The organism is Pseudomonas sp. TWI628 (assembly GCF_039673865.1).
Classification (GTDB): Bacteria; Pseudomonadota; Gammaproteobacteria; order Pseudomonadales; family Pseudomonadaceae; genus Aquipseudomonas.
Map to the genome: position 1 here is coordinate 1 of NZ_JBDJMM010000012.1, position 18,386 is coordinate 18,386.

The following is an 18,386-nucleotide window of genomic DNA, read 5'->3' on the forward strand; positions in this document are numbered from 1 at the left end:
AGCAGCTCTTTGGGGATTTTGGGCAGGTCACGCAAGGGTTTCTTTTTGGTTGGCATACATGCACCTCTTACTCATGTTATGCCCGAACACAAAATTTCTGACACCCTCTCGAAGCCGAACTGCACAAGGCCAGCGACGGTGGCCATGCCGTTGCCACCTATGTGCTTGGCAACATGGAAGAGGCCCGCAAGATTCTGCAGCCTGGGCAATATGTGGCCAAGCATGCTCAGGCCTGCGCCCTCTACCAGCTCGCAGCCGATCAAGGTCTGCTTGCCGGTGCGGTAGCGGTACTGCGTGACTGCGACCAGGGCTTCGTGCGTTTCCAGTTCGACGACCCGCAGTCGCTGCGCATGCGTGAGCAGTTGCAGGCGGCGCTGGACAAGCCTGACCCCTTTGAGCAGGAGTACCCACTACCGGCCTTGAACTCACTGTGCTTCAAGTCGTTCAAGCCCCCTGCGTTGGACACACAGCGGCCGCTGGGCACGTTCACTGAGAGCATGAGGCCGGTGCAGTTGGAGCTGGACCAGTTCCGAGCCGACGCCCATTATCTGCTGGCGATCAAGGGGGACTCGAAAACGCCGATGTTGCGCGAGCATTACAAGAAGATGCTGGCCCTGACAGGTGACTGCCTCGACCCCTTTGGGTTGGCTCACATTGATGAGGTGGAGCGTAAGAAAGCCGCGCAGCACTGATGCGAAGTGGCCTGGCGGGCCTCATCGCAGGTTACCGGTGGGGGTGTGGAATTGGCGTAGTCTACCAATTCGGTGTGTCTAGCGTGTGGGGTGGTGATGGTTGGTGGGTTTCACGCCTTGCTAGTCAGTTAGCCTCTCGCCATTCCTTGGCAAGGCGCGCCAGATAACGCATAGCAGTGTCATCACGAGCTTTGGTATGCGCATCTGGCCAGAAAAAAGCGAGCAACAGGTATCGATCCTCGTACAACTCGCCAGGCACATACAGTAACGCAGCATCCTCTCCAGGCTTGCCCTCTTTGCAAACCCTATCCCGCTGCGGGACATTTCTGGGGAAGACGGCGGGCGGAATTCGTATATGGATGTGCATCATGCAGGCTTGGAGTGCCAGAGGCGGCTGTGTGTAGGGTACGTCGCGTCCAAACAGGGAGGGAATGGATTGCCGTCCAGACTCGATGTAACGCTGGAATTCGCTTTTCAAGCGCCTGGATAAGCCAGGATGCTTTGCGTCGATGGGGGCGAAAAAGGCTTCAAATGTCTCAGGATGGAAAGCAACCTCAATCGACATCCGTTTGCCGTTACCTTAGGCCAGGTGGCCGAGCCTGAGTGTGGTGTGGTCAGCCAGGTCTCGAAGACCCTCGCCACTCAACTCACTCCGGAATACGTCCGGGGTGACGGAAAACTGTTGATAGAGCCCATGGATGGCAACCATTCTGGTGCGCACCTTGGCCACCGCTCGGCGTAACGCCAAATGCTCGCTGTTAAACACTTCGGGTACGTTGGCACCTTTCAGGTCGTTTTCCAACTGCCTCACGGCCTTGAGCAACTCGATGTTCTTGAGGTACTTGCCTTCGTCGAACGTATCTGCATTCACAAGAGCGGCAACGGTTTTTGCGTAGATTGAATCCAGCTTGAGCCATCCCTCAGTGACGTTGGCTATGACGCTGCCAAGATTCGAAAGGCCCGACGCAGGCGCGCATGCTTCACGAACCTCACGAGTGCCGGCTTGGCGCGAAAGGGTGGAGTAGTCACCGACCAACGCGAGCGCGGCGACGATGAGCGCCGGTGCTGCCGCTTTGATTGCCATGTGAACCTCCATTTGCCCAGCGGATTCGCTGAATTCGGAAGGCGATTATCGACCTCAACGAGCGAGAGTCAATGGATGGCGCGCCACGAAATTGTAAAAACGATAAACATGGCGCTTCGGGCTACTGCAGTAGAACCGTGCGATAAGGCTGGGGTTCAGCCCCTCAGCCAGCCCGCCCTGATCGGCACCGCCATCAGGCTGCGATAGCAGCGCTCCGCCAGCTCGGTGACAGGCCGGCCGATACGTTGCCAGACTGGCGAGAACCCTGAGTAAACCAAGAACGAAACGACCATCCCACTCACCATGTCGAGCGGGAAGTGCACGCCCAGGAACACCCGCGCCCAGGCGACACTGAGCCCGGTCAGCAGAATGATCACGCCCCAGCCCGACAGGCCATCCAGCAGCAAGGTCAAGCCGATGCAGCCGAACACGGTCATGTGATCGCTCGGGAAAGACGAATCAGGTGCGTGCAGCATCCACGTGTGCCCCAAGCCGATCATGAACGGCCTTGGGTGCGGCCAGACGGCCCAGATCACCTGGTTGACGACCAATGCAATCACTGTAATCAGCGTCGCCTTGAGCACCAGTCTGCGTTCTCCACGGTGCCCCCACACCCAGAAGCCCAGCATCAGCACGGGAAGCAGAAAGATCAGCCCCTTGGCAATACCAATGGCGAGCAGGACCAGCCAGTGCGGCGTGTCACTGCCGGCGTTGATCAGCAGGAAGAGGGAGCGGTTGAATGCTTCGAATTCGCCCATGGTGTGTTGCCCCGCCGCGCGTTCAGACGCTGTATTGATTCAAGTAAAGCTGCTTGCATGCAGTGCGCAGCGACTGGATAAAGAAAAGGCCGAAGGCGTGATCAGGGACCTCGCCATCGGCCTTCAGAGCGGTGCATAGCCGTCCGCTCGTTACTGCTGGGAATTGGCCGCAGTCTGTTGAGTCTGCTCCGCCGTGTCCTGCGGTAGCTGGTCGAACTCATGCAACCCATCCTTGCGGTACGGGTCGCCAATCCAGCGTGGCGTTGGCGCGAACTGCGCGTTCACCAGGCTCTTGGCCGGCTCGTACTTGTCGTAGCTCAAGCCTGCCAGGTCCGACAGTGTATGAATCAGGTGCGAGCTGCTGTAGGCACGGTTGGCCATCGACTGCAGGTCCCGCGGGTGCTCGGCCTGCCAGCTCGGTGAAGTCCACAGCAGGAACGGTACGGTGTACATCGGCCGGGTCGGCGCGCCTTCGTTACGGCCCAGGCGGTCGTGGTTGCCGGAGCTGTATACGTCTTCGCCGTGGTCGGACAGGTACAGCAGGAAGCCGTTGGGCGTGGTCGCCGCATACTGCTTGATCAGGCTCGACACCACGAAATCGTTGTAGCGCACGGCGTTGTCGTAGAAGTTGTAGGTTTCCACCTGGTCATCGGTCAGTGCAGCCGGCGCACCTTTGCGATCGGTGAAGTGCTGATAGGCGTCCGGGTACCGGTAGCGGTAGTCCATGTGCGTGCCCAGCAGGTGGACGATGATGAGCTTCTTCGGCGCCGGGTCCTTCAGGGCCTTGTCGAACGGTGGCAGCACCACTTCGTCGTACTGGCTGGCGTTCTGGTTGCGCTGGTTGTTCAGATACACCTGCTCGTCGGTCTGCTGCGAGAACGTGGTGAGCATGGTGTTGCGCTTGGTCATGGTCTGCTGGTTGGTGATCCAGAAGGTCTTGTAGCCTGCCTGTTTCATCAGGTTGATCAGCGACGGGTCGGTGAGGAAGCGGTCGGGGTGCTCCTCGTCACCGAAGGTGAGGATCTGCTGCATCACCTCGATGGTGTAGGGGCGCGGAGTGACCACGTTCTGGAATACGGTCAGGCTCTTGTCAGCGGCCAGGGCATCCAGGTTGGGGGTGGTGTCGCGGTTGTAGCCGTACAGGTGCATGTGCTCGCGGGTGGTCGACTCGCCGAGCACCAGCACCAGGGTGCGCGGGGCGTCGCCGCTGCTGTCCTGCAGGTTCTGCAGGGGCGGCAGGGCGGCGTTCTGAGCCAGCAGGCTCTGCATGTTGTTCAGTTGTTGCAGGTATTGGCGGTAGCCGACCACCAGCTGCCAGGGTACGGCAGGTTCCATGCGCTGCTGCACTTTCTCCGCCGCATCGGCGAAGTTGCGTTCCTGGGTGACCATCTGCTTGTAGAACGGCAGCACCAGGTTGGCGACCAGCAACAGCACCACCACCGGGATGCGGCTGCGCAGGCGCAGGGTGACCGGGCGCACACGCGTCCACAGCAGTACGGCGCCCACGGTGTAGGCCAGCAGGCCGAGCATCAGGCCAATGCTGAAGTACTGGCTGAAGTATTCGCCCGCTTCGGCGGTGTTCGACTCGAACATCACGAAGATGACGCTTTGCGAGAATTCCTGGTGGTAGATGCCGAAGTAGCTCAAGCCCACCAGCGAGGCGGCCCACAACACCACGCCGATAACGGCGGCGAGGGTGCGGGTGAGGCGTGGCAGCAGCAGGACCGGGACGAACCACAGGGTGCTGAGGAACAGGGCATCGCGGAAACCGGCGAAACCGGTGGTGCCACTGAACAGCAGAAGCGCCTGGGTGACGCCCGAGAAGTACCAGAAGAACAGCAGGAGCCAGCCCAGGCCGGCCCAGTCCACGCGCTTGGGCGCGGATGGGGATGCGGTGTTTGCCACGTGTGCCTCGTAGAACCATGGCGGCAACCAGAATGGGGGCTGCCGGAAAGGCAGAGAGGCTAGAGAGCGGATCGTGAAAATTACGTTAACGAAATATGCAAAAAGTCTTAACAAATTATTTCAGATGGGGTTTGGGTGGGTGGTTCCTACAAATGTAGAAACAGATTATTCCTCTAGCTTGTAGGACCGGTCTGAATCAGTCTTTGGGGCATTGCGGTGGGAAACTGAGCTCCCTAGGCTGGCGGTGCCGTTGCAAATTCAATGGCCAGGTCTGCAAGCCTGTGGGTTCACTAGGAATGCCACCATCAGCTGATCGCGTTTCGCGTCCGGCTGCGTTTCATGGTGGCTACGTACGGGTGATCTTCGGATCAGCCGGGGTTTCTAGTTGACCTGGTCTTGCAGGCCTGTACGTAGCCGCCACCCAATCATCTGCAAGTGAGCAGGTGGCGATTTTTTCAGTTCAACTAGAGATTTTCGCCATGCTCAAAATAGTACCTGACCCACCCTTCGTCCCCGATGCCTCCCACTACCTCGAAGACACGCTGGTCGAAGCCACCGAATACCTGCTTTGCGGCCTGGCCGTGGCCCAGCAGGCCGTCACCACGCTGCCCAAGTCACCCGCCACCGTCATGACGCTATCGATGATTCATGAGATGGAGGCCGTGCGCACGTTGCTGGAGTCGGCGATTGCGCAGGTGCAGTTAAAGCGGCCTCGGCAGGCGTACACGCTGCACTGAGGCGCTGGCCCATTCGGCTGATGGCTCGGATAGATGGGTTGCCTGGGCAACCGCATTCGCGGGTTCACCCGCGAAGAGGCCATCAGCCTCAGCAAATAATGAGGATTGAGAATGGACAAGGAACTCCCCGAAGCAACCGCCAGGCTTGGTACCACTGTCGGCTCGGCCACCTGCCTGGAAGGCGTGGCCAAAGGCAAACGCCTGTTCCGGGTCGAACCCGGCAACTGCTGCGACCACGCCATGGCGCAGGCCTCTGTCCTGATGGACTGCTCGCGCCGCGCCTCCTTCATCGGCGTGATGGACGACGAACCCGCGCTGGTCTGGGCCTCGCACTACCTGTGCGAGATGGCCAAGGCACTGATGGACGATGCGCACATGGGAATGCTGAAGGCCCACTGAAGCAGTGTGCCAGCTGCATTCGACACATTCCGCAAAGTTGCAGCCCGCCGTCGCTCGTACAAAGCGACCATAGTTCATCAGGTACTCTGGATTCACTTCACTGCTTGGCCGAGGTGCCGTTGGTCGTCTCGGCTTATCAAGGGGTAGCATCGATTCGGGTTTTGTACGATGATTTTCGTATCGACAAGGATGAGTTATGGAAATTGGCTTCAGGGAGGCCAGGCGGGCAGTGATTGCTGCTCTTGAGTGAGGCCAGTATCTGCACGTTTCTCGTGGTGATATCGAAGTGAAAAACCTGCTGGCCTCAGGGGCCGTTTCTGCCAGTGAGGTTGCCGACATCATCCGTTTCTGCAAGGGGGCCCACTACAGCAGCAGCCCTCACCACAGCGTCGCCGCTATTGAGGTCCATGTGATCAAGCGGCTGGGGTGGTACATCAAGTTCTACTTCATCGAACCAGACACCTGGTTCATCAGTGTTCACCAATGAGAATCCGATCATGAAGATCCTGTTCGAAGGGGAGACCGGCAAGGCACTTTGCGAGCATTGCCAGGCCGTGGTGCAAACGCACTACGCCCGTCGGGACGTACCGTTCAGTGATGGCCAGGGTGTAGCCAAGGATATTCTTGTGGGCGTATGCAGCCATTGCGATACCGTAGTGGCCATTCCTCCGCAATCCACGCCCGCCATTCGAGAGGCGCGCAAGCAGCAACTGAAATCCATCGAAGCGCGTTTGCCCGCGGTTTACCTCGATGTGCTGGATGCTGCCATGCATGCGGTCAGCTGCGAGGCTGGGGCAAATCTGCGCAAGCTGTTCCTCGCCCATTATTTTCAGCTGCTGGTACAGAGCCACCAGAGTGACCAGCTGCAGCCTGCGCATGAAGCTTTTATCCAGGGCCTGGAGCGGCATCGGCGCGAGTGTGGGTTAGCGCCCTCCACCTCGACCCGGCGTCTGTCGATGAAGGTTAACCCGTACATGGCAGATGATTTCATGGCACTGCAGCAGCAGACCCATATGAATCAGACCGAGCTGCTCAAGTCGGTCATCGCACGGATTCAAGCCGATGTGCTGGAGGTGAGGGACCAGAAGGTAATCCATACCTTGCAGCATCTGGCTCGGCTAGCGGTTTAAGTGTTGGCAGGCGAACAGTATTTCAGCAGCTTGCCTTGTTGCAGGCAGACAACGCTCTCAACCCTTTTCGCCATCTCGTTGAACTGAAAGCACATTTTCCCTGGCACGGTTGCTGCTCCGCTCCCTGGACTTTCTCAAGTCCTGCCAAGGAGCACCCGCATGAGCCAGCAACCGATCAAATTCGCCTACTGGGTCCCCAACGTCAGTGGCGGCCTGGTGGTCAGCACCATCGAGCAGCGAACCCGCTGGGACATCGACTACAACCGCAAGCTGGCGCAGATCGCCGAGCGCGCCGGTTTTGACTACGCCCTGTCACAGATCCGCTTCACCGCCGGCTACGGCGCCGACAACCAGCACGAATCGGTCACCATCAGCCACGCGTTGCTGGCCGCTACCGAAAAGCTCAAGGTCATCGCTGCCATTCTGCCAGGCCCGTGGAACCCGGCGCTGGCGGCCAAGCAGCTGGCAAGCATCGACCAGTTCACCAATGGCCGTGTCGCCATCAACGTGGTGTCGGGCTGGTTCAAGGGCGAGTTCCATGCCATTGGCGAGCCGTGGCTGGACCATGACGAACGCTATCGTCGCTCCGAAGAATTCATCCGGGCACTCAAGGGCATCTGGACCGAAGACAACTTCACCTTTAACGGCGACTTCTATCGCTTTCGCAACTACAACCTCAAGCCCAAGCCGCTGCAGCAGCCGCACCCGGAGATCTTCCAAGGCGGCAGTTCGCGGGCGGCGCGGGACATGGCGGCGCGGGTGTCCGACTGGTACTTCACCAACGGTAATACGGTAGAAGGGATCAAGGCGCAGGTTGATGACATCCGTGCCAAGGCCGCTGCCAACGGGCATTCGGTGAAGATCGGGGTGAATGCGTTCATCATCGCCCGCGATACCGAGGAGCAGGCGCGGGCGGTGTTGCAGGAGATCATCGACAAGGCCAACCCCGAGGCAGTGAAGGCGTTTGGGCATGAAGTGAAGCATGCCGGCTCCGCCAGCCCGGAAGGTGAGGGCAACTGGGCCAAGTCCAGCTTCGAGGACCTGGTGCAGTACAACGACGGCTTCAAGACCAACCTGATCGGCACGCCCCGGCAGATTGCCGAGCGCATTGTGGCGTTGAAGGCGGTGGGGGTGGATCTGATTCTGTCCGGTTTCCTGCATTTCCAGGAGGAAGTGGCGTACTTCGGCGAGCAGGTATTGCCGTTGGTAAGGGCGCTGGAGGCAGATAATGCAGAGGTGCAGGCTGTCGCTTGAACTGTGCAGCACTCTGGGGGCATCGCCGGCAAGCCGACGATGAGGCAGTAACATCTCATTTCCAGCGACAAGAATGCTCACACCATCAGTGTTGGCCCTGATGGTGAAACCCGTTAAGGTGTCGCCCCCAGCAAGGAACGCCGCGACCCCAGGGAGTAGTTGATGTCGCTTTTCAATCGGGCCAGCCCGCCTTTCGGCCTGCGCAATGGCAGTACTTTCACGCCTGCCCCCACGCTCGAGCCGTTGTTCGACGGTTACTCTGACCTCCAGCTCCCCGGCCCGGAAACGGTGTGGGCCTGCGGCGAAGTCGACCTTGGCCAGTCTGTACGCCTGTTGCGTTATTACCTGGACGATGAAGATTACTGGCTGCAAGTGCTGATGCACGGCAGCCAGCCGGGCGATACCGTGCTGTTCGGCTACCACAGCGCCATTGCCGTGCGCGACGAAGCGCACCGGCAGGGCCTGGTCGGCTGCCTGTCCAAGGTTGGCCTGCCGATCTACACGCATGAAGGCTGCCTCTACTCCCGCCAATGGGGCCAGGCCCAGGGGCAGGCTGAACTGGTCCAGTTCCATGAGCAGGTGGTCAGCCCGCAAGCGTGCTATGGCGTCCAGCACCTGTCGATGCTGTATGCCCGCGACACGGGCCTGATCGACCGTCGCGAATTCCTGCTGTTTTCCCTCGAAGAAGATGAGCATGGCGCGCTCACCTTCACCACCTCGCTGGGCGTCACCCTGTTCCCCACGGACTTCAACGTAACCTGACAAGGATTCACCATGCTCGACGCGCTTCGCCTGTCACTCAACGCTTCGGCAGTGACCGGTTTCATCCTCTATATCAGTGTGGCGCTGGCGCTGTTCTGGCTGTTCCAGTTCATCTACACGCGCATTACGCCCCACCGCGAGTTTTCGCTGATCCGCGAAAACAATCCGGCGGCGGCCATCGCCCTGGGTGGCTCGCTGATCGGTTTCTCGCTGCCGGCCAGCAACATCATCGCCTACAGCGTGAGCATTCTCGACTTCGTCGCCTGGGTGGTGATCGCGGCCGTGGTGCAGCTGCTCGCCTTTGGCCTCACCAGCCTGGTGCTGCGCGACCTGTCCAGGCGCATCGCCAAGGGTGAACTGGCTGCGGCCATCTACGCCGCCAGCGTGGCAATCAGCGTGGGCTTCCTCAACTCGGCCTGCATGACCCCAGCCGTCTGACGTGCAAGGAGCCCCCATGAAGCCCACTATTCGACGTAGCTCCGTCAAGCTGGTGCTGGCCGGCTCGCTGCCGCTGGCGCTGACCGCGTGCGGCCCGCAGGAAGAGCTGTACACGGTCACCCAGCAAAGCAATTACGACAGCGTTGCCGCCTGCGTCGCCGACCAGGTGCCGGAACCCGCCTGCAACGATGCCTTCAAGCGGGCGCTGGCGGATTACCAGCGCAATGCGCCGACGTTTTTCACCCAGGCGGAGTGCGAGGCGCAGTTTACCCCGGACGGTTGCCAGATCACCGTAGGTGGCCGCTACATGCCGCGCATGAGTGGCTTCGAGCTGCAGACCAGCGCTGAGGTGACGCAGTCTCAGCTCGACGCGGGTTATGCCCAGGGCGGTGGCTATGGCCATGTGGCCACTGCCGCAGTGGCCGGCATGCTGCTGGCGCAGATGGGCAACAGCGCCGGCCGTCGCTACAACGCGCAACCCTTGTATGCCTACCGCGACGGTGCAGGCCAGCGGCACGGCCTGCTTGGCCAGCGCTACGGTGCCACCGGTGGCGGCATCCAGCGCGTGAAGCAGGACGAAGAGAGCAGTAATTCTTCCAGTGGAGGCGGTGGCGGTGGCGGCTACGGCGGCTCGAGCCGCAACGAATCGCGTTCCGCGACCTCGGCCTCGGTCACCCGGGGTGGTTTCGGCGGCCAGGCTACTGCGCGCAGCGGTTGGGGCGGCAGATCCGGTAGTTTCTTCGGGGGGTAAGCATGCGCAAGGTCGAACTGGCGGAGCGTCCCGACTGGCGCACGACTGCCCTGCGCGAGGGCTTTGCCTTCCACACGATCGATGGTGAGCGTTACTGGGACGAACGTGGGTACTACCAGTTCAGCGAAGCCCAGGTGGTGGATGACCTGCAACGCCCGACCGCAGAGCTGCACGCGATGTGCCTGGACGCGGTAGGGCGCATCGTCGAAAGCGAGGCATTGATGGCGCGCCTGGCGATCCCGCCAGCCTTCTTCGACCTGGTGCGCCGCTCATGGCTGGAAGGCCAGGCGCACCTCTACGGGCGCTTCGATTTCAGCTACGACGGCAACGGCCCGGCGAAGTTGATCGAGGCCAACTACGACACGCCCACCTCCCTCTATGAAGCTGCGGCATTCCAGCTGATCTGGCTGGAAGAGCAGATCCAGCGGGGCGTGCTGCCCGCCGAGGCTAGCCAGTTCAATACCCTGGCCGAAGACCTGGTACAGGCATTTGCCGCAATGCCTGGGCATGGAGATTTTTATTTCTCGACCATCTCCGGTTCGCTGGAGGACCGCGGCACCACCGATTTCCTGCGCAAGATGGCCGAGCATGCCGGCATCCGCACCCGCCATATCGACCTGGAGGACATCGGCCTGACCGGCGAGGGCCGCTTCGTCGACCTGCAGGGGCGGGCGATTGCGCGGTTGTTCAAGTTGCATGCCTGGGAGCACATCTTCCACGAGGACTTCGGCCAGGCGATTGCAGGGTGCGACACGCAGTTCGTCGAACCTCCCTGGAAGGCGTTGATTTCCAACAAAGGCATTCTGCCATTGCTCTGGGAGTGGCATGAAGGCCATCCGAACCTGTTGCCGGCTTTTGTCGACGACCGCCCGCAGTCACCGGTCCCCAAGGGCTGGGTACGCAAGCCGTATTTCTCGCGGGAGGGGGCCAACGTGGATATCCGCACCGCCGAGGGGGAGCGGGTTTTCGAGGACGGGCCATACGATGATGCGCCCTATATCCTGCAGGGTTTTGCGCCACTGCCAAAGTTTGCTGACAGCTATACCCTGATCGGGTCCTGGGTGGTTGGTGGCAGGGCTTCGGGGATTGGCATCCGCGAGGATGATTCGTTGATTACCAAGGACAGTTCGCGGTTCTTGCCCCATGTGGTGATCGGCTGAGCAGGCCTGCAACACCCGCAAAAATCCTCAGGTCGGTTTCAGGATGCGCCTGGTCGTTCGCACACAACCTTCCGGCGCCACAAGTGCCATGCTTGTGGGATGCCCTTGAGCCCAGTGCGCGCAGACGCACGGCCATCGGCAAGGAGGCCTCCGCGCCCACGCCACCGTGACGTGGCCGGTGTGCCGCAGCAGAACACGCCGGATACCTGCCCTTCACAACAATTCAGGCAGGGGCCGTGATGCCGAGGTCCGCTGTATGCCTGATGAATTGCTTCACCTGCCGGTAATCCAGAACATCCTTGCCCGCGAGAAGGACACGCCCGGCGCGCTGTTGCCGATCCTTCACGCCATCCAGGACGCTGTCGGTTTCATCCCCGAAGCAGCTGTCCCTGAAATCGCCCACGCCCTCAACCTCAGCCTCGCCGAGGTGCGCGGGGTGATCAGCTTCTATCACGACTTCCGCACCGCGCCGCCTGCCCGCCACACCTTGCGCCTGTGCCGCGCCGAGTCCTGCCAAAGTCGAGGCAGCGAGGCCCTAGCTGCGCAGTTGCGCGAACAGCTGGCGCTGGATGACCACGGCACCAGCGCCGACGGCGCCATCAGCCTGCGCCCGGTGTACTGCCTGGGCGCCTGCGCCTGCTCGCCGGCGCTGGAACTGGATGGCCAAGTGCATGCACGGCTTACCCCTGAGCGCCTGCGGGCGCTGGTGAACGGTTGCCTGGAGGGCGAAACATGCTGAAGTTGTGCATTCCCTGTGACTCGGTCGCCCGTGCGGTCGGCGCCGATCAGGTTGCCGAAGCAATCAAGGCCGAGGCCGAGCGCCGCCAGCTGCCCATCGAGATTCAACGCACCAGCTCGCGTGGCCTGTACTGGCTGGAGCCGCTGCTGGAGTGTGAAAGCAGCGAAGGGCGCCAGGGCTTCGGCCCGGTCACCCCGGCAGACGTGCCATCGCTGCTTGACGCCCTGGCCGGTGGGCCCGGTGGCCATTCGCTGGCACTGGGCCCGGTCGAAGAAATGACCTACCTGAAAACCCAGCAACGCCTGCTGTTCGCCCGCGCCGGCATCACTCGCCCGTTGTCGCTGGACGATTACCGCGCCCACGGCGGCTTCAAGGGCCTGGAAAAGGCGGTGGCGATGGACGGCGCCGCCGTGGTCGCTAGCGTGCTTGACTCCGGCCTGCGCGGCCGTGGCGGCGCGGCGTTCCCCGCCGGCATCAAGTGGCGCACCGTGCGCGATGCCAGGCCAGGGCAGAAGTACGTGGTGTGCAACGCCGACGAAGGCGACTCTGGCACCTTCGCCGACCGCATGCTGATGGAAGGCGACCCCTTCCTGCTGATCGAAGGCATGATCATCGCCGGCCTCGCTGTCGGGGCCGACAAGGGCTACATCTATGTGCGCTCGGAATACCCCGACGCCATTCGCGTACTCAACCAGGCCTTCGCCATCGCCCGCGACGCCGGTTACCTCGGCAGCGACGTGGCCGGCAGCGGCCAGGCCTTCGACCTGCAAGTGCGGGTCGGTGCCGGTGCCTATATCTGCGGCGAGGAAACCGCGCTGCTCGAATCCATCGAAGGCAAGCGCGGCATCGTCCGCGCCAAGCCGCCACTGCCCGCGCTCGAAGGCCTGTTCGGCCTGCCCACGCTGGTGCACAACGTACTCACCCTGGCCTCGGTGCCGACCATCCTGGCCGAGGGCGCGGCGTTCTACCGCGACTTCGGCATGGGCCGCTCGCTGGGCACCATGCCGTTCCAGCTGGCTGGCAACATCCGCCACGGCGGCCTGGTGGAACGCGCCTTCGGCCTGACCCTGCGCGAGCTGGTGGAAGGCTACGGCGGTGGCACTGCCAGCGGTCGGCCGCTCAAGGCCGCGCAGGTCGGCGGCCCGCTCGGCGCCTGGGTGCCGCCCAGCCACTTCGATACCCCGCTGGACTACGAGGCCTTCGCTGCCATGGGCGCGATGCTCGGCCACGGCGGCGTGGTGGTGGCCGACGACACCCTGAACATGGCCAGCATGGCGCGCTTTGCCCTGCAGTTCTGCGCCGAGGAATCCTGCGGTAAATGCACCCCGTGCCGGATCGGCTCGACCCGTGGCATGGAGGTGGTCGACCGGCTGATTGCGACCAGCGATCTTACTGAGCGCCATGACCAGGCCCTGCTGTTGCGCGACCTGTGCGACACCCTGCAGTACGGCTCGCTGTGCGCCATGGGCGGCATGACCGCCTACCCGGTGGCCAGCGCCCTCAAGTATTTCCCCGCCGATTTCGGGCTGACCACCACGGAGGCCGCACAGTGATCAACTATTTCGATCCCGAGACCGACCTGGGCACACCCGCCCGTGAAAGCGACGTGCAGGTCAGCCTGAACATCGACGGCCGCAGCATCAGCGTGCCGGCCGGCACCTCGGTGATGCGCGCCGCCGCCATGCTCGGCACCAGCATTCCCAAACTGTGCGCCACCGACAGCCTCGAAGCGTTTGGCTCATGCCGCATGTGCATGGTGGAAATCGAAGGTATGCGTGGTTACCCGGCCTCGTGCACCACGCCGGTGTCCGAAGGCATGGTGGTACGCACGCAAACCTCACGTCTGGCCGACCTGCGGCGCAACGTGATGGAGCTGTACATTTCCGACCACCCGCTGGATTGCCTGACCTGCTCGGCCAACGGCAACTGCGAACTGCAGACCGTTGCAGGCCAGGTCGGCCTGCGTGAGGTGCGCTACGGCTATGACGGCGCCAACCACCTGGCGGAGCAGAAGGATACCTCCAACCCGTATTTCGACTACGAGCCCAGCAAGTGCATCGTCTGCAGCCGCTGCGTGCGTGCTTGCGAAGATATCCAGGGCACCTTCGCCCTGACCATCACCGGGCGTGGTTTCGAGTCGCGGGTGGCAGCGGCCGGCGGTGACAACTTCCTGGCTTCCGAATGCGTGTCGTGCGGCGCCTGCGTGCAGGCCTGCCCGACGGCGACGCTCACCGAGAAGAGCCTGGTCCAGCTGGGCCAGCCCGAGCGTGCGGTAATCACCACCTGCGCGTACTGCGGGGTTGGCTGCTCGTTCCGCGCCGAGATGAAGGGCGACCAGCTGGTGCGTATGGTCCCGGACAAGAACGGCGGCGCCAACCACGGCCACGCCTGCGTCAAGGGCCGCTTCGCCTGGGGCTATGCCACCCACCCCGACCGCATCACCAAGCCGATGATCCGCAAGCGCCTGGAAGACCCGTGGCAGGAGGTCAGCTGGGACGAGGCGGTCACCTACGCCGCCAGCGAGTTCCGCCGCATCCAGCTCAAGTACGGGCGCGATTCCATCGGCGGCATCACCTCCAGCCGCTGCACCAACGAAGAGGCCTACCTGGTGCAAAAGCTGGTGCGCACGGCGTTCGGCAACAACAACGTCGACACCTGCGCCCGGGTTTGCCATTCGCCGACCGGCTATGGGCTCAAGCAGACCCTCGGTGAGTCGGCCGGCACCCAGAGCTTTGATTCGGTGATGCAGGCCGACGTCATCCTGGTGATCGGCGCCAACCCCACCGACGCCCACCCGGTGTTCGGCTCGCAGCTCAAGCGCCGCTTGCGCCAGGGCGCACGGCTGATCGTCATCGACCCACGGCGTATCGACCTGGTCGACTCGCCCCATGCGCGTGCCGAACTGCACCTGCAGCTGCGCCCCGGTACCAACGTGGCCATGCTCAATGCCTTGGCCCATGTGATCGTCAGCGAGGGCCTGCTGGCCCAGCGTTTCATCGACGCCCGCTGCGAAACCGAAGACTTCGCCCGCTGGCGCGAGTTCGTCAGCCTGCCGGAAAACGCCCCGGAAGCCCTGGGGCCTGTATGCGGCGTGCCCGCCGAACAGATCCGCAGCGCCGCCCGGCTGTATGCCACCGGCGGCAATGCGGCGATCTACTACGGCCTGGGGGTGACCGAACACAGCCAGGGCAGCACGGCGGTGATGGGCATCGCCAACCTGGCCATGGCCACCGGCAACATCGGCCGCGAAGGGGTAGGGGTGAACCCGCTGCGCGGGCAGAACAACGTGCAGGGTTCCTGCGACATGGGCTCGTTCCCGCACGAGCTGCCCGGCTACCGGCACATCTCCAACGAGGGCGTGCGTGCCGAGTTCGAGCAGGCTTGGGGCGTGACCCTGCAGCCTGACCCGGGCCTGCGCATCCCCAACATGTTCGAGGCGGCGCTGGACGGCAGCTTCAAGGCGCTGTACTGCCAGGGCGAGGACATCGCCCAGAGCGACCCCAACACCCAGCACGTCACCGCCGCCCTGCGCGCCATGGAGTGCGTGGTGGTGCAGGACATCTTCCTCAACGAGACGGCCAAGTTCGCCCACGTGTTCCTGCCGGGCAGCTCGTTCCTCGAGAAGGATGGCACCTTCACCAACGCCGAGCGGCGCATCTCGCGGGTACGCAAGGTCATGGAGCCGCTGGCCGGCAAGGCCGACTGGGAAGCCACCGCGGCCCTGGCCAATGCCCTGGGCTACCCGATGAACTACCGTCACCCCTCCGAGATCATGGACGAGATCGCCCGCCTGACGCCGAGCTTCCACCGCGTCAGCTATGCCGAGATCGACCGCCATGGCAGCCTGCAATGGCCGTGCAACGACGCCGCCCCGGACGGCACCCCGACCATGCACATCGACCAGTTCGTGCGCGGCAAGGGGCGCTTCATGCTGACGGGTTATGTGCCCACCGACGAAAAGGTCAATGGCCGCTACCCGCTGCTGCTGACCACCGGGCGCATCCTCAGCCAGTACAACGTCGGCGCCCAGACGCGGCGCACCGCCAACACCGCCTGGCATGATGCCGACCGGCTGGAGATTCACCCCAACGACGCCGAAAGCCGTGGCATCCACGATGGCGACTGGGTCGGCATCGGCAGCCGTGCGGGGCAGACCGTGCTGCGCGCCAAGGTCAGCGAGCGGGTGGCCCCTGGGGTGGTCTACACCACTTTCCACTTCCCCGAGTCCGGCGCCAACGTGATCACCACCGACAACTCCGACTGGGCCACCAACTGCCCGGAATACAAGGTCACCGCAGTGGAGGTGGTGAAGGTGTTCCACCCCTCGGAATGGCAGAAGCGCTACCAGGACTTCAGTGACGAACAGCGGCGCCTGCTCAAGGAGCGTCGCACTGTGCAAGAAGCCGAGGTGCGCCGATGAGTAGCGACAACCTGGTCAAGATGGCCAACCAGATCGCCCACTACTTCGACAGCGAGCCAAATCGGGCGCTGGCGGTGCAGGGGGTGAGGCAGCACCTGAACAGCTTCTGGACACCGGCGATGCGCCGGCAGCTGGGGGAGTGGATTGCCGAGCATGGTCAGGAAGGGCTGGATGCCAAGGTGGTGGAGGCACTGGCCTAGGGCTTGCCTGTTCCGGCCTTTTCGCGGGCTTGCTCGCGAAAAGGCCAGTACAGGAAAAATGAAATGTCCGTCATTTATGCAAGACGAATCCCACCGCAATGCTACGCTCGCGGAAACACTCGTCACGGATAATTCCTATGGACATGAACTGGCACCAGGCCCTGCAAGAGAGCCTGAGCTGGCTTGCAATCGCCTCGTTCATCACCCTCATCGGCTTCACCGCTGCTGCTGCCCTGGCCGTGCGCTATACGCGCTGGGGCAGCCAGTTCTGGCAGCTGGCGGGGCCGTACTTCACCTTTCGGCGCAGTTGGCGCCCGCTGCTGGTGTTCGGCCTGCTGCTGGTGCTGACGCTGTTCTCGGTGCGCCTGAACGTGCTGTTCTCGTTCTGGTACAACGGCTTCTACAGCGCCCTGCAGGCCCTCGACCAGGCGGCCTTCTGGTACCTGTTGGGGGTGTTCGCGGTGCTGGCCACCATCCATGTGCTGCGTTCGCTGTTCACCTTCTACGTGACCCAGGCGTTCAATATCCACTGGCGGGTGTGGCTTACCGAGCGCCTGACCGGCGAATGGATGAAAGGCGATGCCTACTACCGCGGCCGCTTCCTGGCCGAACCGGTGGACAACCCCGACCAGCGTATCGAACTGGACGTCAGCGCGTTCGTCACCAACTCGGTGTCGCTGGCCCTGGGCGCGGTCAGCGCGCTGGTCTCGCTGGTGGCCTTTACCGGCATCCTCTGGGGCCTGTCGGCGCCGCTGACGGTGGCGGGGTACGAGATACCCCGGGCGATGGTGTTTGCGGTGTACGTCTATGTGCTGATCGCCACCTGGATTGCCTTCCGCCTCGGCCAGCCGCTGATCCGCCTGAACTTCCTCAACGAAAAACTCACGGCGAACTTCCGTTATGCGCTGATGCGCCTGCGCGAGAACGCCGAGAACATCGCCTTTTACCAGGGCGCGCCGGTCGAACGGGCAACCTTGCTCGGGCGCTTCGGCGCACTGATCGTCAACGTCTGGGCGCTGGTGTTCCGGAACCTGAAGTTCAGCGGCTTCAACCTCGGCGTCAGCCAGGTGGCGGTGGTGTTCCCGTTCATCCTTCAGGCGCCACGTTTCTTCAGTGGGGCGATCAAGCTGGGTGACGTGATGCAGACCTCCCAGGCGTTCGGCCAGGTGCAGGATTCGCTGTCGTTCTTCCGTGAGTCCTACGACACCTTCGCCCAGTACCGCGCCACCCTCGACCGTTTGACCGGCTTCCTCGATGCCAACGACCAGGCCAGTGCGCTGCCACGGGTGCTGACCAAAGACCAGCCACGGGCGCTGGAGATCATCGGCCTGCAGGTGCTGCGCCCGGACGGCCATGCGCTGATCGCCGACCTCGACCTGCGCCTGCACGGTGGCCAGGCGCTGCTGATCAAAGGGCCGTCGGGCAGTGGCAAGACCACCTTGCTGCGCGCCCTGGCGGGCCTGTGGCCGTATGCCGAGGGCGAAGTCCGGCGGCCGCTGGGCACCCAGGCGTTGTTCCTGTCGCAGCGGCCTTACCTGCCGCTTGGCGACCTGCGCACCGCCATTGCCTACCCGGCCGACAGCCAGCCGGAGGATGAAGCCCGCATGCAGCAGGCCCTGCGCGCGGTCAACCTGGCGCACCTGGCCGAGCGGCTGGCGGTGAGCTGCGACTGGTCGAACATTCTCTCGGTCGGTGAGCAGCAGCGCCTGGCGTTTGCCCGGGTGCTGTTCAACCGGCCGCAGGTGGTGTTCCTCGACGAGTCCACCTCGGCGATGGACGAAGGGCTGGAACATGCGATGTATGCGTTGCTGCGCAAAGAAATGCCGGAGACCTTGCTGGTGAGCGTGGGGCATCGCAGCACCTTGGCCGACTTCCATACCCACCGGCTGGAGGTGGACGGGCAGGGCGGCTGGTCGCTGCGCCAGCAGGAGGTGCTGGCTTAACCTGTGGCAAGCGA

At 62.9% G+C, this 18,386-nt stretch carries 19 protein-coding genes; 15 read left to right on the plus strand and 4 right to left on the minus strand.

Annotated features, from left to right (window positions below; genetic code table 11):
- The first annotated feature begins 173 nt into the window (after window positions 1–173).
- Window positions 174–692: a hypothetical protein gene (locus ABE528_RS11035; RefSeq protein WP_346652949.1), complete on the plus strand. Its 519-nt coding sequence runs from the start codon at window positions 174–176 to the stop codon at window positions 690–692.
- Between the two features lie 124 nt (window positions 693–816).
- Here the strand turns inward: ABE528_RS11035 and ABE528_RS11040 are convergent, their stop codons facing one another.
- From ABE528_RS11040 to ABE528_RS11055, 4 genes are all read right to left on the minus strand, one after another.
- Window positions 817–1,257: a type II toxin-antitoxin system YafO family toxin gene (locus ABE528_RS11040; protein ID WP_346652950.1), complete on the minus strand. Its 441-nt coding sequence runs from the start codon at window positions 1,255–1,257 to the stop codon at window positions 817–819.
- A 15-nt stretch (window positions 1,258–1,272) separates the two neighbouring features.
- On the minus strand, window positions 1,273–1,776 hold the full coding sequence (locus tag ABE528_RS11045; protein WP_346652951.1) for a hypothetical protein: 504 nt from the start codon (window positions 1,774–1,776) through the stop codon (window positions 1,273–1,275).
- 155 nt (window positions 1,777–1,931) lie between these two features.
- Entirely contained in the window at window positions 1,932–2,534 is a 603-nt protein-coding gene (locus ABE528_RS11050) for a phosphatase PAP2 family protein (protein ID WP_346652952.1), read from the minus strand.
- A 150-nt stretch (window positions 2,535–2,684) separates the two neighbouring features.
- Window positions 2,685–4,439 (minus strand): phosphoethanolamine transferase CptA, encoded by a 1,755-nt coding sequence (locus ABE528_RS11055; protein WP_346652953.1) that lies wholly within the window; start codon window positions 4,437–4,439, stop codon window positions 2,685–2,687.
- 479 nt (window positions 4,440–4,918) lie between these two features.
- Here ABE528_RS11055 and ABE528_RS11060 point away from each other — a divergent pair, with 479 nt between their 5' ends.
- The 14 genes from ABE528_RS11060 (at window position 4,919) to ABE528_RS11125 (ending at window position 18,372) form a co-directional block, all read left to right on the plus strand.
- Window positions 4,919–5,176, plus strand: a complete 258-nt coding sequence (locus ABE528_RS11060; protein WP_346652954.1) for a hypothetical protein — start codon at window positions 4,919–4,921, stop codon at window positions 5,174–5,176.
- A gap of 111 nt (window positions 5,177–5,287) precedes the next feature.
- Complete coding sequence (locus ABE528_RS11065) at window positions 5,288–5,575, plus strand: DUF3077 domain-containing protein (protein ID WP_346652955.1); 288 nt, start codon at window positions 5,288–5,290, stop codon at window positions 5,573–5,575.
- Window positions 5,576–5,861: 286 nt separating this feature from the next.
- Window positions 5,862–6,062 (plus strand): hypothetical protein, encoded by a 201-nt coding sequence (locus ABE528_RS11070; protein WP_256669193.1) that lies wholly within the window; start codon window positions 5,862–5,864, stop codon window positions 6,060–6,062.
- A gap of 10 nt (window positions 6,063–6,072) precedes the next feature.
- Window positions 6,073–6,705 (plus strand): hypothetical protein, encoded by a 633-nt coding sequence (locus ABE528_RS11075; protein WP_152956167.1) that lies wholly within the window; start codon window positions 6,073–6,075, stop codon window positions 6,703–6,705.
- 159 nt (window positions 6,706–6,864) lie between these two features.
- Window positions 6,865–7,959, plus strand: a complete 1,095-nt coding sequence (gene sfnG, locus ABE528_RS11080; protein ID WP_346652956.1) for a dimethylsulfone monooxygenase SfnG — start codon at window positions 6,865–6,867, stop codon at window positions 7,957–7,959.
- 162 nt (window positions 7,960–8,121) lie between these two features.
- Window positions 8,122–8,721 (plus strand): DUF2491 family protein, encoded by a 600-nt coding sequence (locus ABE528_RS11085; protein ID WP_346652957.1) that lies wholly within the window; start codon window positions 8,122–8,124, stop codon window positions 8,719–8,721.
- Between the two features lie 12 nt (window positions 8,722–8,733).
- Window positions 8,734–9,159 (plus strand): DUF350 domain-containing protein, encoded by a 426-nt coding sequence (locus tag ABE528_RS11090; protein ID WP_346652958.1) that lies wholly within the window; start codon window positions 8,734–8,736, stop codon window positions 9,157–9,159.
- 16 nt (window positions 9,160–9,175) lie between these two features.
- Window positions 9,176–9,910, plus strand: a complete 735-nt coding sequence (locus tag ABE528_RS11095; RefSeq protein ID WP_346652959.1) for a DUF1190 domain-containing protein — start codon at window positions 9,176–9,178, stop codon at window positions 9,908–9,910.
- Between the two features lie 2 nt (window positions 9,911–9,912).
- Window positions 9,913–11,070, plus strand: a complete 1,158-nt coding sequence (locus ABE528_RS11100; RefSeq protein ID WP_346652960.1) for a glutathionylspermidine synthase family protein — start codon at window positions 9,913–9,915, stop codon at window positions 11,068–11,070.
- 256 nt (window positions 11,071–11,326) lie between these two features.
- Window positions 11,327–11,809, plus strand: a complete 483-nt coding sequence (locus ABE528_RS11105; RefSeq protein WP_346652961.1) for a formate dehydrogenase subunit gamma — start codon at window positions 11,327–11,329, stop codon at window positions 11,807–11,809.
- A complete protein-coding gene (locus ABE528_RS11110) occupies window positions 11,803–13,362 on the plus strand; it encodes an NADH-ubiquinone oxidoreductase-F iron-sulfur binding region domain-containing protein (protein WP_346652962.1) in 1,560 nt (519 codons plus the stop codon). Before ABE528_RS11105 ends, ABE528_RS11110 begins: the two co-directional genes overlap by 7 nt.
- On the plus strand, window positions 13,359–16,229 hold the full coding sequence (gene fdhF, locus ABE528_RS11115; RefSeq protein ID WP_346652963.1) for a formate dehydrogenase subunit alpha: 2,871 nt from the start codon (window positions 13,359–13,361) through the stop codon (window positions 16,227–16,229). Before ABE528_RS11110 ends, fdhF begins: the two co-directional genes overlap by 4 nt.
- Entirely contained in the window at window positions 16,226–16,429 is a 204-nt protein-coding gene (locus tag ABE528_RS11120; protein WP_152956162.1) for a formate dehydrogenase subunit delta, read from the plus strand. The genes fdhF and ABE528_RS11120 overlap by 4 nt, the downstream gene beginning before the upstream one ends.
- Before the next feature lie 137 nt (window positions 16,430–16,566).
- Window positions 16,567–18,372 (plus strand): ABC transporter ATP-binding protein/permease, encoded by a 1,806-nt coding sequence (locus ABE528_RS11125; RefSeq protein WP_152956161.1) that lies wholly within the window; start codon window positions 16,567–16,569, stop codon window positions 18,370–18,372.
- Window positions 18,373–18,386 lie beyond the last annotated feature (14 nt).

Excerpts from the sequence above, each read along its gene's own strand:
- ABE528_RS11035 (WP_346652949.1), top strand. The coding sequence starts at position 174 with ATGGAAGAGGCCCGCAAGATTCTGCAGCCTGGGCAATATGTGGCCAAG.
- ABE528_RS11040 (WP_346652950.1), bottom strand. The coding sequence starts at position 1,257 with ATGTCGATTGAGGTTGCTTTCCATCCTGAGACATTTGAAGCCTTTTTC.
- ABE528_RS11045 (WP_346652951.1), bottom strand. The coding sequence starts at position 1,776 with ATGGCAATCAAAGCGGCAGCACCGGCGCTCATCGTCGCCGCGCTCGCG.
- ABE528_RS11050 (WP_346652952.1), bottom strand. The coding sequence starts at position 2,534 with ATGGGCGAATTCGAAGCATTCAACCGCTCCCTCTTCCTGCTGATCAAC.
- ABE528_RS11060 (WP_346652954.1), top strand. The coding sequence starts at position 4,919 with ATGCTCAAAATAGTACCTGACCCACCCTTCGTCCCCGATGCCTCCCAC.
- ABE528_RS11065 (WP_346652955.1), top strand. The coding sequence starts at position 5,288 with ATGGACAAGGAACTCCCCGAAGCAACCGCCAGGCTTGGTACCACTGTC.
- ABE528_RS11075 (WP_152956167.1), top strand. The coding sequence starts at position 6,073 with ATGAAGATCCTGTTCGAAGGGGAGACCGGCAAGGCACTTTGCGAGCAT.
- sfnG (WP_346652956.1), top strand. The coding sequence starts at position 6,865 with ATGAGCCAGCAACCGATCAAATTCGCCTACTGGGTCCCCAACGTCAGT.
- ABE528_RS11085 (WP_346652957.1), top strand. The coding sequence starts at position 8,122 with ATGTCGCTTTTCAATCGGGCCAGCCCGCCTTTCGGCCTGCGCAATGGC.
- ABE528_RS11090 (WP_346652958.1), top strand. The coding sequence starts at position 8,734 with ATGCTCGACGCGCTTCGCCTGTCACTCAACGCTTCGGCAGTGACCGGT.
- ABE528_RS11095 (WP_346652959.1), top strand. The coding sequence starts at position 9,176 with ATGAAGCCCACTATTCGACGTAGCTCCGTCAAGCTGGTGCTGGCCGGC.
- ABE528_RS11100 (WP_346652960.1), top strand. The coding sequence starts at position 9,913 with ATGCGCAAGGTCGAACTGGCGGAGCGTCCCGACTGGCGCACGACTGCC.
- ABE528_RS11105 (WP_346652961.1), top strand. The coding sequence starts at position 11,327 with ATGCCTGATGAATTGCTTCACCTGCCGGTAATCCAGAACATCCTTGCC.
- ABE528_RS11110 (WP_346652962.1), top strand. The coding sequence starts at position 11,803 with ATGCTGAAGTTGTGCATTCCCTGTGACTCGGTCGCCCGTGCGGTCGGC.
- ABE528_RS11120 (WP_152956162.1), top strand. The coding sequence starts at position 16,226 with ATGAGTAGCGACAACCTGGTCAAGATGGCCAACCAGATCGCCCACTAC.
- ABE528_RS11125 (WP_152956161.1), top strand. The coding sequence starts at position 16,567 with ATGGACATGAACTGGCACCAGGCCCTGCAAGAGAGCCTGAGCTGGCTT.